We start from the raw sequence: 14,756 nt of genomic DNA, 5'->3' as shown, positions 1-14,756 counted from the left end.
GGGTGCAAAAAATGCCTGTAATTGATCTTGGAAAATACTTGGGCATACTTGATAAATCAGATTTTATAGAATATTCAGGTAAAGTATCAAAGGTAGTTGGATTGACTATTGAATCCACCGGGCCGGAGGTCAATATGGGGGAGATTTGCCATATATACCCTGCAAAGGGCAAAAAGGCAATTGAAGCTGAAGTTGTCGGATTTAAAGATAACAAGGTTCTTCTTATGCCCCTTGGTGAAATGAATGGTATAGGCCCGGGAAACAAAGTGGTAGCCACGGGTGAACTTCTTCGTGTTGGTGTTGGAGATATGCTTAAAGGAAGGATATTGGACGGCATGGGTAATCCTATTGACAGCAAAGGCACACTAGAGGCGCAATGCTATTATCCTGTTGATAATGCTACTCCGCATCCGCTGCAAAGAAAGAGAATATCAGAGCCCCTGCCTTTAGGGGTTAAAACAATAGATGGGCTTTTAACGGTAGGTAAAGGCCAAAGGGTAGGCATATTTGCAGGAAGCGGTGTCGGCAAAAGCACACTTATAGGTATGATTGCAAGAAATACAAAGGCAGATATAAATGTAATTGCACTTATAGGAGAGAGAGGTAGAGAGGTTAAGGAATTCATAGAAAAGGATTTGGGGGAAGAAGGACTAAAGCGGTCTATTCTCGTTATTGCCACATCTGATCAGCCGGCTCTTGTGAGACTAAAAGGGGCTCTTATTGCAACTGCAATAGCAGAGTATTTCAGGGATCAGGGAAAAGATGTTCTTTTGCTTATGGATTCGTTGACTCGTTTTGCGATGGCACAGAGAGAAATTGGGCTTGCTGTTGGAGAGCCGCCTGTTTCAAGAGGTTATACCCCATCTGTTTTTGCTACCATGCCAAAGCTTCTGGAAAGATCAGGATGCTCTGATAAAGGTTCTATAACAGGTCTTTATACAGTGCTTGTAGATGGTGATGATCTTATGGAGCCTGTAACCGATACTGCCAGGGGAATTTTAGACGGTCATATTGTACTGTCCAGAGCACTTGCTAATAAGAACCAGTATCCTGCCATCGATGTTTTAGCCAGTATAAGCAGGGTTATGTCGGACATTGTGACTAAGGATCATAAAAAGACTGCCGCTGAAATTAAGAAAGTCATGGCTGTTTACAGGGATGCTGAAGATCTTATAAATATAGGTGCTTATGTAAGAGGCAGTAATGAGAAAATTGATTATGCAATTGATGTCTATGATAAAATTATCGGTTTTATTGAGCAGGGAACCCATGACAAGTTGACTTTTGAGGAGACTACAAATATGATGTTCAGCCTTTTGGAGTAATTTAGTCAACACCTACTAAAAAGTAGAAATAATTTATTATTGATGCCTTAACAAAAAAACTTTGAGATAAATGCTGTAATGCCAATAATTTCCTCATGATTTTAATAAGGATGATCATATATGGCTAAATTCAAATTTAGGCTCCAGCCGCTTTTGAACATAAAAATACAGCTGGAAGACAGTGCTAAAAATGAGCTTGGTAAAGCTGTTCAAAAGCTGGAGGAGGAAAAGGAAATAGCAAAATCACTTTTAAGGCACAGGGAAAAATACATAAATGAGTTTCAAGAAAAGACTTCTAAAATGGTTAGAATTGATGAACTCAGGAGCTATACCATGTATATTTCCAGGCTTGCAAAAAATATTGATGATCAAAATAAAAATATTAAGGATGCAAGCGATAATGTCGATAAATATAGAGAAGAACTTATAAAAATAGTTAAGGAAAGGAAAATATTAGAAACCCTTAGAGAAAAAAAGTATAATGAATATCTAATTGAGATGTCCAAGGATGAGCAAAAGCGAATGGATGAGATAGTTAGCTACAAATATACGGATAACGAAATATAAGCATGTTGAAAATATAACTTGCCGTATAATTTCGCTTACGTGTTAACTTAACTCGTGAACACACGCTCAAAACGGTAAGTAATATTTCAATCATGACTTAATAGGGGATGAAGATGGCTAAGAAGGGTAAGCTTCAGGAAGATGAAATATTAAATCAGGAATCACAAAGCCCTAAACCGCAAGGAAGCGTGGAGGAAAGCAGCAAAAAAGGATTTTTGTTTGGGCTGCTTGCTCTTTTGACAGCACTTGTAATAATAATAGCGGTTATTGGAGGGGCTTTATTTATTGTTATAAAGAATAATGTTGGTGGTGCCGCAGATAAATACAGAAAAGAGATTCAAGGTATACCCATTTTAAATCTGGCACTCGCAAAAGCCAAGGAAGAGGATGATCCGGATAAACTGACACCTGAAGACTTAAAGAAAAAGTACTTGGAGTTAAAAAAGACTAAAGAAGAGCAGATAGAAAAGCTGGAAAATGCAAATAAAAAAATCGCAGAACTGCAAAATTCTAATGGTCAGATTGATAAATTAAAGGCAGAGGTAGAAAAGTACAAAAAGGATAGTGAGACAGCCAAAAAACAATATGAAGAATATAAAAAACAAATGGAAGCTGAAAAAAGCAAGCAGGAAGAATATAAAAAGAAGATTGATGAAATTGTAGCAAAGGGAGATAAAACAGCGTTTAAGGAGTATTACGAACAGCTCAACCCTGAGGTTTCACAAAAGATATATGCTGAAATTATTACAGAGAAGAAAGTGGATACAGAGATAAAGAAATTTGCAACTTTGTATGAAACCATGGATCCATCTGCTGCCGCAGCTATTTTTGAAAAGTTGGGTACAGGGAAGATTGATCTTGTGGTGGACATACTTAGATATATGAAAAAAGAATCTTCGGCAGAAGTTCTAGCTTCTATGAAAACTGATTTTTCTGCTGTGGTTTCTGAAAAGCTATCAAAGTTCTATATGGTTAAACCTGCATCATAGATACAAGCAGTGCAGAGTAAAACCAGAAGGCATTGAAGGGAGGTGAGATAATGATAACACAAGATCTTATGATGGGATTTTTAAGCAGAGCACAGGCATTTTCTACAGCAGCAAAGTCCGGAATTGGCACTGAAAAAGCATCATCTGCTGTTCTTAAAGCTCCTTATGAAAAGGAGGCATCCTTCAATACCCAATTGAAAGCGGCTGAAAACAGAAGAAACTCAAATCGGGCTGATTCAAAAGAACCAATAGGGAAAGATAAAGCAAGGATTAACTCATACAGGGAAGCTATTAGAACCAGCCAAAATACTGGAACCAAGGATACAAAAGAGTCCACAAAAGCTGTTGATGACACTGACAGAAAAGCTAGAAGGAATGAAGAAGATAATAATGTAAAAAAGCCTGTTGGTAAAGGCATATCCCAGGAAGAATTGGCAATAGCTCAGGTTCTGGGCATACAGCCGGAAGTTTTTAGGGATATAATGGCAAACCTTGGCATAGAGACTCAGGATTTTCAAAATGAAGATAATGTTTCTTCAATTGTAGAAAGCATATCTCAAAAGCTTGGCTTAAGTGGAGACCAGATGAACGCTCTAAAAGATCTTATTACGGGTGTTATGGAGCTTATGGATACCAAAGCAGGGCAGGCTGGTTATGTTGTTCTATCAGAAACTAAGGGTATTGATGAGGTAAATATTCAGGAATCTAAAGGTAAGATGGAAACATCACCCGAAGTATCCTCCCATAAAGGAGAATTACAAAAAAGTCCTTTGGATGGACTGGTAGAAAAACTTAAGGAAAAAATTCAGGAGTTGACACAAAAAGTGCAAGAAAACCCTGAAGAAATGAAAAAAGAATTAGCAAAAATTGTTGAGGGTATGCTTGAAAAGTATGGCAGGAAAGCAGCTGCAGATGACATTATAAAGGATAACTCAGCTACATCAACTCAAGAGGAAACATCTTTAGTAATTAAGGGAGACACTGAAAAAAGCATGCAGTCTTCGGATAATGAATCCGAAAGTTCGAAATCTAAGGAGCCTAAATCAAACACTACAGAGGAAAATTTAAAAGCATCTGATGAGAATACAGAAACAAAGACCCAGGAACATGTTTACCTTAAATCTTCAAAAGAAGACTTAGGTCTTGAGTCAAAGGCTGACATAAAAAGTATAAGCAGTGATTTAAATGCCGCAGGCATCAAGGAGCAAGGTACATTAAATAAAACAGCTGGAGAGGTAGACGTATATAAGAGTCTAAAGGAACAGCCTGTAAGTAAAAGGGAAATACTAACTCAGATAATTGATAAGGCAAAGGTCGTTTTTAATGGAGATAAGTCAGAAATGGTTTTATCTATGAGACCTGAGAGCCTTGGCAAACTTTCAATGAAGATAGTAACAGAGAATGGAATAATCACAGCAAAATTCGTAGCAGAGAGTCAGCAGGTTAAAGAAGTCTTAGAATCCAATATGCAATTATTGAAGGATACTTTGGAAAAACAAGGCTTCTCAATACAAGGCTTTTCCGTATCAGTAGACAGCAACCCATCAAGAGAATTTAACGGGCATAGGGAGAATGGTAATGAAGTCAAAACAAATAATAGTAAGGTTGGGGTAAATGGTCACAATCCTATAGCTTCTATGGAAGCTGCCGCAAATATTGAAAAAGTTAATCCGTACATAATGGGAGAAAACAGAATTAACCTTACTGCTTGAAGGAGGAAATCAGATGGCTGTTAGTTCAATAAACACACAAAAAACAATTCAGCAAATAATTGATGAATCTGCTAAGTCAACCAGCAATAGAAAAACCGGTGAACTTGGTAAAGATGATTTCTTAAGTCTTCTTGTGACACAGTTAAGATATCAGGATCCCATGAAGCCTACGGAAGACAAGGAATTTATAGGTCAAATGGCACAGTTCAGCTCATTGGAGCAAATGCAAAACATGAATTCGGGATTTTCTTCAGTTAAAGCTATGAATCTAGTAGGAAAATATGTGACTGCAACTATAGAAGATGCATCAAGTAACCAGATGAAAACCATTGATGGAGAAGTAACTGCAGTAAGAATAGCAAAGGATAAAACTTATGTAATTGTCAAGGATCAAGAGGTTCCTATAGATCAGGTAACTGAAGTAACAGAGGGGCAAGCTGGAAGAAACAGCAACATTTCAACCTACACCAATCTGATAGGCTTTGAGTGCAGGGGTGCGGTTTATAGCACTTCTACCGGAGACATTGTTCCAGTCAATGGTACAGTCAAGGAAATTCAGAAAGGCTATTATGAAGACTATGCAGTTATGGATGGGGTTAGTGTACATATATCCGGTATTACAGGTGTTCTGACAACAGATCCTTCCTACAAGAAAAATTATCTCGAAAGCCATATTGGAGAAACTGTAGAAGTTAATGTGGTAAATCCGTCAACTTTAAAAGAAGTGCCTATATCTGCGGTTCTCAGGGAATATAAAATCGCACCTGACGGAACAACTACAGCAATACTAGATAAACTTGATGTTCCTGTTGAAAGCATAAGCAATATCAAACCTGTAGAGCAACAAAAGGCTGGTGAGTAATAATGGTTGTTAATAACAATTACTTCAATAATATTGGAAGAATAAACGGCGGACAAAACCAGCAGAGAAGCAACCCTGTGAAGGAAAAAACAGGTGCTGTAAATGACTTTGGTGCAATATTAAAGGACAAGATTACTGAAAATGAAGGCCTTAAATTTTCAAAGCATGCAGAGCAGAGGTTACAGTCCCGAAACATCAAATTGACAGAAATTCAGAAGGAAAAAATGTCTGAGGCAGTAAATAAAGCTGGTATGAAAGGTGTTAAAGACTCATTGGTAATAGTGGACAATATGGCATTTGTAGTAAATGTAAAAAGTAAGACAGTTATTACTGCTGTAAACAACAGTGAGCTTAAGGAAAATGTATTTACAAATATTGATGGTGCTGTGTTCGCATAAAATATGTTAACAGTTTAGTAAAAATTACCGATATTATTATGAAGATTATTATATTGCGGCTGGACCCTTCGGGGAGGCTGCCTATTCCGGATCGACTGAAGGAATAGTCCACTGAAGGAGGAGTTTTAATATGATGAGATCTATGTTCTCCGGAGTGTCGGGGTTAAGGGCTCACCAAACAAGAATGGACGTTATTGGTAATAATGTTGCCAATGTCAATACAGTTGGCTTTAAATCTGGAAGAGTAACATTCCAGGAAGTATTCAGTCAAACCATGAAAGGTGCATCAGCACCCGATTCAGCCACAGGCAGGGGAGGAACAAATCCTATGCAGCTTGGTCTGGGTCTGGGGGTAGGAGCTGTTGATACAATAACAACAAGAGGAAGCTTGCAGAGAACTGATAACCCAACAGATTTATCCATAGAAGGAGAAGGCTTTTTTATACTCAAAGGTGGAGCAGGAGACCTGTATAAATTTTCAAGAGCTGGCAACTTTGGGGTAGATAAATTGGGTAATCTGGTATCATCTGGAGGCTTGAATGTATATGGGTGGCAGGATTATGGAGGAACAGCCCAGACTGACGGTTCATACAAGTATGATACGGAAAAGCCTGTAGAACCTATAAATCTTTATTCCGATGTGTATAATAGAAATAAAAGAATGATAGCAGCAAAGGCAACTTCACAAGCTGCTTTTGCCGGCAACCTTGATGCATCAAAAGTACCCCTTGGAAGTTCAATCTCAACATCATCGCCGCAATTTACAGTGCCTATGACTGTTTATGACACATTAGGTAATAATTATAAAGTAAGCATCAATTTCTGGAAGGATTCAGCAAGCGGTATAACAGCAAGTGGTACCACAGGAGGAACGGTATGGTTCTGGTCGGCGTCGGCAGGATCGGGTGTTTCTGCTTCATTTGGATCATCTACTGCAAATGGCTTTTTACAGTTTGATACAAAAGGACAGATTGTTACAACAGCATCAGGCTATTCTACAAATCCTACAATACAGCTGATACCGGCTTCAAGTATAGGAACCCAACCGATAGATATTGCAATCGACTTCCAGAAACTAACAATGTATGATGCAGATAGTTCGGTTAAGCCAACGGATGTGAATGGTTATCCGACAGGTAACCTTGTTACATTCAATATCGGAGGAGACGGAATAATTACAGGAGTATACAGTAACGGTCAGCAACAGCCTTTGGGAATGATAGGATTGGCGGGCTTTGAAAACCCGGCAGGTCTCCAGAAGGTTGGCGACAATATGTACACCCAGACCACCAACTCTGGTGATTTCAAAAAAGCTGTCAAACCTGGCGGTGAAGGGGTTGGAAGTTTAAATCCTGGAACACTGGAAATGTCAAACGTAGACCTTTCCAGAGAATTTACAGATATGATTGTAACCCAGAGAGGCTTCCAGGCAAATAGCAGAATTATTACCACCTCAGATGAAATGCTTCAGGAATTGGTTAATCTAAAAAGGTAATACGTATGTAAATAATTTGAAATTCAAAGTGAAATAGACTGCTTGTAAAAATTACAAGCAGTCTATAGTTAATAACAATATGATATAAAAATATCCGTTAGACTCGGCTAAAATCAGGGTAAATTATTAAATAAGCCGACAAAATAATTTCTTAACATAAAAAAGTAACATAAAAAACACTTGAGTTTTTGAGGTAAAAATATTATGATTAAATTAACGCGACTGAATGGTTCAACTTTTGTGCTTAACTGTGAGTTAATCGAGTCGGTGGAATCAACTCCAGATACAGTGGTAACTACTACAAACGGGAAAAAACTTGTTGTAGCGGAAACTATTGAACAAATAGTTGATAAGGTGGTACAATATAAGGGAAAAATATTGTTTGTCAGCAGAGATGAACTGATCTATTCTTGATTACATTTATATTTTAGCAATCTGAAGGATTTATAATCTTTATGTTTAGCTGTCTTTAAAAAAAGCAATCCAAAGAAATATAGTAATTTAGCAGTAAAGAAGTAAATTGGGGTAACAAAATGTTATTTTTTAGATTTACTTTTTATTTAGGTATAGGGAAAAATTATGCTGTATTTTAGTGTTTGTCAGTAATCCTTGTGAGAATAGCGAATAGATTCTTTCAGGATTAAAAGGGGGCATTAGAGTTGGGTGGAAAAGGAAGCTTCTTTATTCTGCTGGTTGTTATTGCGTTTCTTTCGCTAAGTTTAGCAGTGCTGGCGATTTATGTCTTTGTTTTTGGAGGCAATTCAGGCAAAGAAACTAAAGTTGTTCAAACAGTTACGGTTTCAGCTCCAAAGGATAGTGATCTGGCGGAGATGGCCTTATTTGAAGGTGATAAAATTTTTAATTTAAAAGCAAGCCCACAATCCCAGGAAGAAAAATCCCTTGCTGCTATTAGAGTCAGTATAAAACTTAAGTATTTTATAAAGGTTGAAGGTATAAAAGATGTTGCTGTGAAACTCAAAGCATATGAAAGTGAAATGAGGGAACTTGTAGGAAATTATTTTTTGAACATGACTTTAGACGAGGTGGCTAAACCCGAGACAAAGGAAAAGGCCAAAAAAGAATTAAAGCAGCAGATAAATGAACTGCTTTTAGAGTCTGAGATAATAAAGACAGACTTAGTATATTCTGTTGTGTTAGAAGACTGGTTCTATCAGTAAGGGGGTGATCAAATGGGAGATATTCTATCACAAAATGAGATAGACGAACTGTTGCGGGCACTAAATACTGGTGAAATAGATGTTCAGCAGATGCAGACTACAACCGCCGAAAAGAAGATTAAAAGCCATGATTTCAGAAGGCCTAGCAAGTTTGCAAAGGATCATCTAAAAACGCTACATATAATACACGAGAATTATTCCCGTTTGGTGACTAACTTTCTTTCAGGTTACTTAAGGACTCTTGTGCAGGTTGATGTAATATCGGTAGAACCGCTTTCGTATTATGAGTTCAACAACTCAATATCCAATCCGGTTATTCTATCGGTTGTTGATTTTACTCCTTTGACAGGATCAGTTATTTTTGAAATTGCTCCTAACATATCTTTTGCATTGATTGACAGAATTTTGGGTGGAAAAGGTTCTTCAATGGAAAGGGTCAGGGGATTTACCGAGATAGAGCTTGCTATTATTGAAAGAATAATAATACAGATGTTAAACCTGATGCGAGAGCCATGGGAAAATGTCATTGCAATTAGACCAAGGCTTGAAAAAATTGAAACCAACGCACAGTTTGCACAAATTATATCCCCTAACGAAATAGTAGCACTTGTCACATTAAGTGCAAGGGTTGGAGAAGTAGAAGGGATGATAAATATCTGCATTCCGCATATGGTTGTTGAGCCTATAGTGTCAAAGCTCAGCACTAAGTTTTGGTTTTCAACAACGGAGAAGGAGTTTGCATCAGATGTAAAAGAGAATATTGAAAACAAAATTGAGCAGACAGTAGTGCCGGTTAGAGCATTATTGGGAAAAACGGTAATTACGGTAGCAGAGTTTTTGGAATTGCAGCAGGGAGATGTATTGCCGTTAGATACAAGTATAAATGGTAATCTTGAAGTTCACGTAGGGGAGATATTAAAGTTTTATGCCAATCCTGGAGTTAAGAGAAATAAGGTCTCCATAAAAATAACAGATGTACTGAAAAGGGAGGATGAATAAAATGGGAGATATGCTTTCACAAGCAGAAATTGATGCCTTGCTGAATGGTACACCCATATCGGAACCTTCTTCAGATAATAATGCAGGTGTCACAGAAGGTCTTAGTCCGCAGGAAGTTGATGCACTTGGAGAAGTAGGCAATATAAGTATGGGAACTTCTGCAACTACATTATTCACCTTACTGGGTCATAAGGTAACTATTACTACCCCTAAGGTAACTGTATCAACCTGGGGTGAATTAACAAAACAATATGATTTGCCTGTTGTAGCAGTAAGGGTTGAATATACACAAGGGCTAACCGGTATAAATTTATTGATTTTGAAGGAAGATGATGTAAAGATAATATCCGATTTGATGATGGGAGGAGACGGAAGCAATCGTGATGGTGAGCTTTCCGAACTGCATTTAAGTGCTATTGGTGAGGCCATGAACCAAATGATAGGATCGTCATCCACCTCCATGTCATCACTGTTTGATAAAAGAATTGATATTTCGCCTCCTAGGGCTTTTAATATAAAAACAGGTACTGAGCAGCCGTTTACTGAGTTTGAAGAAGATCAAGCTGTAGTAAAGATATCCTTCAAAATGATTATCGGAGATCTCATTGATAGTGAGATAATGCAGCTAATTCCTATAAATTTTGCCAAGAACCTGGTAGATAACCTACTTAATATGGATGTAAAAAGTTCAAGTCATGCGGAACCTGTTAAGCCATCACCTCAATCAACTCAGCCCACGATGCAGCAGTTTTCAACACCGCCTGCACAGTCTTCAGGGATGGGACAGCAGTTTTCAGCACAACCCCAGCAAATGGGTTATGGAAATATGGGATTTAGTGAACACCATCATAATAGCGGACCGATAAATGTGCAACCGGCTCAATTCCAATCCTTTGATGAAGGGAAAATGGTTGTTGAAAAAAAGAATATAGGCATTATAATGGATGTTCCTTTGCAGGTGACTGTCGAACTTGGAAGGACCAACAAGCTAATAAAGGATATTCTGGAGTTTGGCCCGGGTTCCATTATAGAGCTTGATAAGTTGGCGGGTGAGCCTGTTGATATACTGGTAAATGGAAAAGTAATAGCTAAAGGTGAAGTAGTTGTTATTGATGAAAGCTTTGGTGTCAGAATTACTGATATCATACATCCTTCAAAAAGACTATAGAATGCATTAAATGTTAGTTTAAAATAAAGAATTTTGTTTTTTAAGTGTTGTACTCTCAAAATACATTATGTTAACCAGAATTTAATTTAAGGAGAGGGATTAAGAATGAGTAAAAAAATTCTAATTGTTGATGATGCAGCGTTTATGAGGATGATGATCAAGGATATTTTATCAAAAAACGGTTATGAAATTGCAGGGGAAGCAGAAAATGGTGCCAGGGCTATTGAAAAGTACAAGGAACTTGCTCCGGATCTGGTTATAATGGATATAACCATGCCGGAAGTAGATGGTATTCAGGCGGTAAAGGAAATAAAAAAAATTAATACCGATTCAAAAATAATTATGTGCTCTGCTATGGGACAACAGGCAATGGTAATAGAATCCATACAGGCTGGTGCAAGAGACTTTATTGTAAAGCCATTCCAGGCAGAAAGGGTTGTTGAGGCAGTTAAGAAGGTATTAGGATAGAATAGGAGTATAAACTAATGGAGACTACAGTTACTGTATTTAAAGGGTTTGTTTATCTGGTAGGCTTTGGCTCAGTTTTGTTTTTAACATATATTACTACCAGATTCCTTGGTAATAAAATGAACAAAGCATCAAAAGGAAAGCACCTCTCAATTGTTGATACAGTAACACTTGGCTTAAATAAGCAATTGCATCTGGTTAAGGCTGGTAATCAGTTTGTTCTTATGGCATCATCAGGTAAGAATCTTGAATTTATCATGGAAATTAAGCTTGATGACCTTGAAATGGAAACAGAAACTCCAATAAATAATGCCTTTGATTTTAAAACAATTTTTGATAAGTATTTTCAAAACTTTAAGAATAAGAAGACCGATACTGAAGAAGACTCACCTGTTTCCATGGAATCAACAAGGTTTAAAGGCAATTTACAAAGATTAAAAATACTATATTCTAAGTTTGGAAAACCTGCTGAAGATTATGGAGATGATAATATTAATGAAAAATAGAAAGGTTTTCTTTACAATAATTGCCTTTATTTTTGTGATTATTATTCCTGCTGTTGTTTTCGCAGAACAGACTGTGCCAATTCCCAAAATTGGCCTGGATATCGGCACCTCGGATAACCCTAAGGATGTATCTTCCAGTATACAGATTTTACTGCTGCTGACAGTCTTGTCATTAGCACCATCCATACTAATGATGATGACATCCTTTACCCGTATTGTAATAATACTTTCGTTTCTGCGAAATGCATTAGGTACACAGCAGATGCCGCCAAACCAAGTACTTATCGGCTTGGCACTGTTTCTCACTTTGTTTATCATGGCACCTGTAGGAAAAGAAATAAACGACAATGCTTACGGGCCATATTCAAAAGGGGAGATAACACAGCAGGCTGCAATTGATAAATCATCTGCAATTATAAAGAATTTTATGTATAAATATATTTATGAAAAGGATCTGGCTCTTTTTGTATCATTATCAGGAGGTAAAACTCCTGTAAAAAAAGCGGATCTGTCAAATTTATCTCTTACAGTAGTTATTCCGGCTTTTTTAATCAGCGAGCTTAAGACAGCATTTCAAATCGGCTTTCTAATATATCTGCCATTTCTTGTTATAGATATGGTTGTTTCAAGCACATTGATGTCAATGGGGATGATGATGCTTCCGCCGGTAATGATATCTCTGCCTTTTAAGATATTGCTGTTTATTATGGTTGATGGATGGAATCTCTTAACAAAAACTATTGTCAATAGCTTTGTCCGATGACGCAGTAGGAACAGGAGGATTAATATGGATCAGGGGGCAGTAATCGATTTGGCACAAAAGTCATTGATGACTGTTGTATATGTTTCAGCACCAATGCTAGGACTTAGTCTTATAGTGGGTTTAGCCATAAGTATTTTTCAAGCCACTACTCAGATTCAGGAACAGACCCTTACATTTATACCCAAGATTTTAGCTGTTTTAGGAAGCATACTGCTCTTTGGCTCATGGATGCTAAGGGTATTGATTGAATTTACTGAAGGGATTTTTATGAATGTAAATCAGTATATTAAGTAAGTGAAATTATTACAAGATTAAAACTATTTATACACTAGTGGGTGGAGAATAATGCTTATACCGGAAGGGATACTGCTAAACGGCATAGAGATGTTTATTCTGGTTTTTGTTAGGATGACCGGGCTTTTTGTAGTATCACCCATATTTGGGAGAAGAAATATACCGGTTTACTTAAAAGTTGGATTTGCACTCACATCATCGCTTTTATTAATGAATGCAGTAAAAATGAACCCGGTTGATTTTGGGGGAAATTTGTATTCTTATACCCTGATAATTTTTAAAGAGTTTATTGTTGGTATTATTTTAGGATATATTGCAAACGTAATTTTTGATGCAATACTTATGGCAGGTCAAATGATTGACATGCAGGTAGGCTTCGGTATGGTAAACGTATTAGACCCCATAAGCAATATACAGATACCTATATCAGCTAACTTTTATTACATGATAAGCATGATGGTATTAATGGCATCTAACGGCCATCACATAATAATGAAGGGACTTTTTGAAAGCTATAAATTTATCCCAGCAGGAAAGACCGCTTTTAACAGTATTTTGATGCATGATGTTTTGGCAAGCTTCAGTAAAATGTTTTTAATAGGTTTTAAGATAAGTGCACCTGTTATAGCTGCAGTATTAGTTACCGATATTGCACTTGGGATTATATCAAAGAGTATCCCACAGCTTAATGTATTTGCAGTAGGGATGCCTGCAAAAATCATTCTTGGAATTTTGGTTATGGTGATTACAATACCTGCTTTTATTTATCTCGTAGGGTTCATGGTAGGAGAATTGGATAATGAAATGTTAAAAGTCATAAAGGATATGGTATTTCAAAAATGACTATAGACCCTTTAAAGAAAAAATATATACCTGTTAACCTGCAGCTCTTTGCCGGAGGGGATGACAAAACCGAAAAGGCAACTCCTAAAAGGAGGCAGGATGCCAGAAAGAAAGGCCAGGTATTACAAAGCAAGGAGATAACCTCGGCATTTGTACTATTGTTTATATTTGTTGGACTCCGTCTTTTAGGCGGTTATATGTATAATGAAATAGTTTATTTTACAAAAGTCGTTCTTACTGAATATGTAAAAGTACCGGATCTTTATACAATAAATGGGATATCAAAACTTTTCATACTGTCATTTATAGAGCTTATGAAGATAAGCGGGCCTATATTGGCCATAGCGTTAATAACCGGTCTTATTGCCGAATATGCACAGGTTGGTTTTCTTTTTACATTTGAAAATCTGGGATTTAAGTTTAGCAGAATTAACCCTTTAAGCGGTTTAAAAAGGATATTTTCATTAAGATCTGTTGTTGAACTGATTAAATCCATTATAAAGCTTGTAATTGTAGGTTTCATTGCATACTCCTATATTAAATCGGAAGCTGGAAACCTATTAATACTGATGGACTTGGATGCAATAGGTGTCGCGGCATATATTGCTTCAACAGTTATAAATATTTCAATTAGAATATGCATAGCACTGATTTTTATTGGTGCTGTTGATTATATATATCAATGGTATGAGTTTGAGAAAAGCTTGAAAATGTCAAAGCAGGAGATTAAGGAAGAATTTAAGCAAACTGAAGGTAATCCGGAGATAAAATCAAAGATAAGGCAAAAGCAAAGACAAATATCAATGAGAAGAATGCTTAATGATGTACCATCGGCAGACGTTGTAATTACCAACCCAACCCACTTTGCAGTGGCCATTAAATACGATGCAAACGTTTCACCGGCACCCAAGGTTATTGCTAAGGGACAGGATTATATGGCTCAGAGGATCAAGGAAGTTGCAAAGGAAAACAAGGTTGAAATAGTCGAAAATAAACCGCTTGCAAGGAGTCTTTATGATAGTGTGGAGGTTGGACAGGAGATACCTGAGGAATTGTATCAAGCGGTTGCAGAAATACTTGCATTCGTTTATGGAATCAAAAATGGGGTGTAATTTAGGCTTTATACATTAATAATGAAGATTATTTACTTTTAGTCATGATTAAAAAATAACTTACTCTATAAATTTCG

The 14,756-nt window shown here is 37.0% G+C and carries 17 protein-coding genes; all 17 read left to right on the top strand.

The window, feature by feature from the left end:
- The first annotated feature begins 11 nt into the window (after positions 1 to 11).
- The 17 genes from fliI (at position 12) to flhB (ending at position 14,679) form a co-directional block, all read left to right on the top strand.
- Complete coding sequence (fliI, locus tag Bccel_RS17570; protein WP_036938691.1) at positions 12 to 1,325, top strand: flagellar protein export ATPase FliI; 1,314 nt, start codon at positions 12 to 14, stop codon at positions 1,323 to 1,325.
- Positions 1,326 to 1,445: 120 nt separating this feature from the next.
- A complete protein-coding gene (gene fliJ, locus Bccel_RS17565; RefSeq protein ID WP_036938688.1) occupies positions 1,446 to 1,892 on the top strand; it encodes a flagellar export protein FliJ in 447 nt (148 codons plus the stop codon).
- 113 nt (positions 1,893 to 2,005) lie between these two features.
- Positions 2,006 to 2,881, top strand: coding sequence for a MotE family protein (locus Bccel_RS17560; protein WP_036938686.1), 876 nt, complete (start codon positions 2,006 to 2,008; stop codon positions 2,879 to 2,881).
- A 50-nt stretch (positions 2,882 to 2,931) separates the two neighbouring features.
- Positions 2,932 to 4,593 carry a flagellar hook-length control protein FliK gene (locus Bccel_RS17555; RefSeq protein ID WP_036938684.1) on the top strand — a complete coding sequence of 554 codons (1,662 nt, stop codon included), beginning with the start codon at positions 2,932 to 2,934 and terminating at the stop codon, positions 4,591 to 4,593.
- A 13-nt stretch (positions 4,594 to 4,606) separates the two neighbouring features.
- Positions 4,607 to 5,455: a flagellar hook capping FlgD N-terminal domain-containing protein gene (locus tag Bccel_RS17550; RefSeq protein ID WP_036938682.1), complete on the top strand. Its 849-nt coding sequence runs from the start codon at positions 4,607 to 4,609 to the stop codon at positions 5,453 to 5,455.
- 2 nt (positions 5,456 to 5,457) lie between these two features.
- Positions 5,458 to 5,853, top strand: a complete 396-nt coding sequence (locus tag Bccel_RS17545; RefSeq protein WP_036938679.1) for a TIGR02530 family flagellar biosynthesis protein — start codon at positions 5,458 to 5,460, stop codon at positions 5,851 to 5,853.
- Between the two features lie 130 nt (positions 5,854 to 5,983).
- Complete coding sequence (locus Bccel_RS17540) at positions 5,984 to 7,348, top strand: flagellar hook protein FlgE (RefSeq protein ID WP_036938676.1); 1,365 nt, start codon at positions 5,984 to 5,986, stop codon at positions 7,346 to 7,348.
- Positions 7,349 to 7,552: 204 nt separating this feature from the next.
- Positions 7,553 to 7,762 carry a flagellar FlbD family protein gene (locus tag Bccel_RS17535; protein WP_036938673.1) on the top strand — a complete coding sequence of 70 codons (210 nt, stop codon included), beginning with the start codon at positions 7,553 to 7,555 and terminating at the stop codon, positions 7,760 to 7,762.
- 245 nt (positions 7,763 to 8,007) lie between these two features.
- A complete protein-coding gene (locus tag Bccel_RS17530) occupies positions 8,008 to 8,526 on the top strand; it encodes a flagellar basal body-associated FliL family protein (protein ID WP_036938669.1) in 519 nt (172 codons plus the stop codon).
- A gap of 12 nt (positions 8,527 to 8,538) precedes the next feature.
- Positions 8,539 to 9,525 (top strand): flagellar motor switch protein FliM, encoded by a 987-nt coding sequence (gene fliM, locus Bccel_RS17525; RefSeq protein WP_036938665.1) that lies wholly within the window; start codon positions 8,539 to 8,541, stop codon positions 9,523 to 9,525.
- Position 9,526: 1 nt separating this feature from the next.
- Positions 9,527 to 10,693, top strand: coding sequence for a flagellar motor switch phosphatase FliY (fliY, locus tag Bccel_RS17520; RefSeq protein WP_036938662.1), 1,167 nt, complete (start codon positions 9,527 to 9,529; stop codon positions 10,691 to 10,693).
- Between the two features lie 105 nt (positions 10,694 to 10,798).
- Positions 10,799 to 11,161 (top strand): response regulator, encoded by a 363-nt coding sequence (locus tag Bccel_RS17515; RefSeq protein WP_036938659.1) that lies wholly within the window; start codon positions 10,799 to 10,801, stop codon positions 11,159 to 11,161.
- A gap of 17 nt (positions 11,162 to 11,178) precedes the next feature.
- Positions 11,179 to 11,667, top strand: a complete 489-nt coding sequence (locus Bccel_RS17510) for a flagellar biosynthetic protein FliO (protein WP_036938656.1) — start codon at positions 11,179 to 11,181, stop codon at positions 11,665 to 11,667.
- Complete coding sequence (gene fliP / locus Bccel_RS17505; RefSeq protein WP_036938653.1) at positions 11,657 to 12,430, top strand: flagellar type III secretion system pore protein FliP; 774 nt, start codon at positions 11,657 to 11,659, stop codon at positions 12,428 to 12,430. The genes Bccel_RS17510 and fliP overlap by 11 nt, the downstream gene beginning before the upstream one ends.
- Before the next feature lie 24 nt (positions 12,431 to 12,454).
- Positions 12,455 to 12,724, top strand: coding sequence for a flagellar biosynthesis protein FliQ (gene fliQ / locus Bccel_RS17500; protein ID WP_036938649.1), 270 nt, complete (start codon positions 12,455 to 12,457; stop codon positions 12,722 to 12,724).
- Between the two features lie 51 nt (positions 12,725 to 12,775).
- Positions 12,776 to 13,567 (top strand): flagellar biosynthetic protein FliR, encoded by a 792-nt coding sequence (gene fliR / locus Bccel_RS17495; protein WP_036938646.1) that lies wholly within the window; start codon positions 12,776 to 12,778, stop codon positions 13,565 to 13,567.
- Entirely contained in the window at positions 13,564 to 14,679 is a 1,116-nt protein-coding gene (gene flhB / locus Bccel_RS17490) for a flagellar biosynthesis protein FlhB (protein WP_036938644.1), read from the top strand. The genes fliR and flhB overlap by 4 nt, the downstream gene beginning before the upstream one ends.
- Positions 14,680 to 14,756: the final 77 nt, after the last annotated feature.

Origin of the sequence: Pseudobacteroides cellulosolvens ATCC 35603 = DSM 2933 (genome assembly GCF_001262605.1) — a bacterium.
GTDB lineage: Bacteria > Bacillota > Clostridia > Acetivibrionales > DSM-2933 > Pseudobacteroides > Pseudobacteroides cellulosolvens.
This window is presented reverse-complemented; position numbering and strand designations above follow the sequence as displayed.

Excerpts from the sequence above, each read along its gene's own strand:
- fliI (WP_036938691.1), top strand. The coding sequence starts at position 12 with ATGCCTGTAATTGATCTTGGAAAATACTTGGGCATACTTGATAAATCA.
- fliJ (WP_036938688.1), top strand. The coding sequence starts at position 1,446 with ATGGCTAAATTCAAATTTAGGCTCCAGCCGCTTTTGAACATAAAAATA.
- Bccel_RS17560 (WP_036938686.1), top strand. The coding sequence starts at position 2,006 with ATGGCTAAGAAGGGTAAGCTTCAGGAAGATGAAATATTAAATCAGGAA.
- Bccel_RS17555 (WP_036938684.1), top strand. The coding sequence starts at position 2,932 with ATGATAACACAAGATCTTATGATGGGATTTTTAAGCAGAGCACAGGCA.
- Bccel_RS17550 (WP_036938682.1), top strand. The coding sequence starts at position 4,607 with ATGGCTGTTAGTTCAATAAACACACAAAAAACAATTCAGCAAATAATT.
- Bccel_RS17545 (WP_036938679.1), top strand. The coding sequence starts at position 5,458 with ATGGTTGTTAATAACAATTACTTCAATAATATTGGAAGAATAAACGGC.
- Bccel_RS17540 (WP_036938676.1), top strand. The coding sequence starts at position 5,984 with ATGATGAGATCTATGTTCTCCGGAGTGTCGGGGTTAAGGGCTCACCAA.
- Bccel_RS17535 (WP_036938673.1), top strand. The coding sequence starts at position 7,553 with ATGATTAAATTAACGCGACTGAATGGTTCAACTTTTGTGCTTAACTGT.
- fliM (WP_036938665.1), top strand. The coding sequence starts at position 8,539 with ATGGGAGATATTCTATCACAAAATGAGATAGACGAACTGTTGCGGGCA.
- fliY (WP_036938662.1), top strand. The coding sequence starts at position 9,527 with ATGGGAGATATGCTTTCACAAGCAGAAATTGATGCCTTGCTGAATGGT.
- Bccel_RS17515 (WP_036938659.1), top strand. The coding sequence starts at position 10,799 with ATGAGTAAAAAAATTCTAATTGTTGATGATGCAGCGTTTATGAGGATG.
- Bccel_RS17510 (WP_036938656.1), top strand. The coding sequence starts at position 11,179 with ATGGAGACTACAGTTACTGTATTTAAAGGGTTTGTTTATCTGGTAGGC.
- fliP (WP_036938653.1), top strand. The coding sequence starts at position 11,657 with ATGAAAAATAGAAAGGTTTTCTTTACAATAATTGCCTTTATTTTTGTG.
- fliQ (WP_036938649.1), top strand. The coding sequence starts at position 12,455 with ATGGATCAGGGGGCAGTAATCGATTTGGCACAAAAGTCATTGATGACT.
- fliR (WP_036938646.1), top strand. The coding sequence starts at position 12,776 with ATGCTTATACCGGAAGGGATACTGCTAAACGGCATAGAGATGTTTATT.
- flhB (WP_036938644.1), top strand. The coding sequence starts at position 13,564 with ATGACTATAGACCCTTTAAAGAAAAAATATATACCTGTTAACCTGCAG.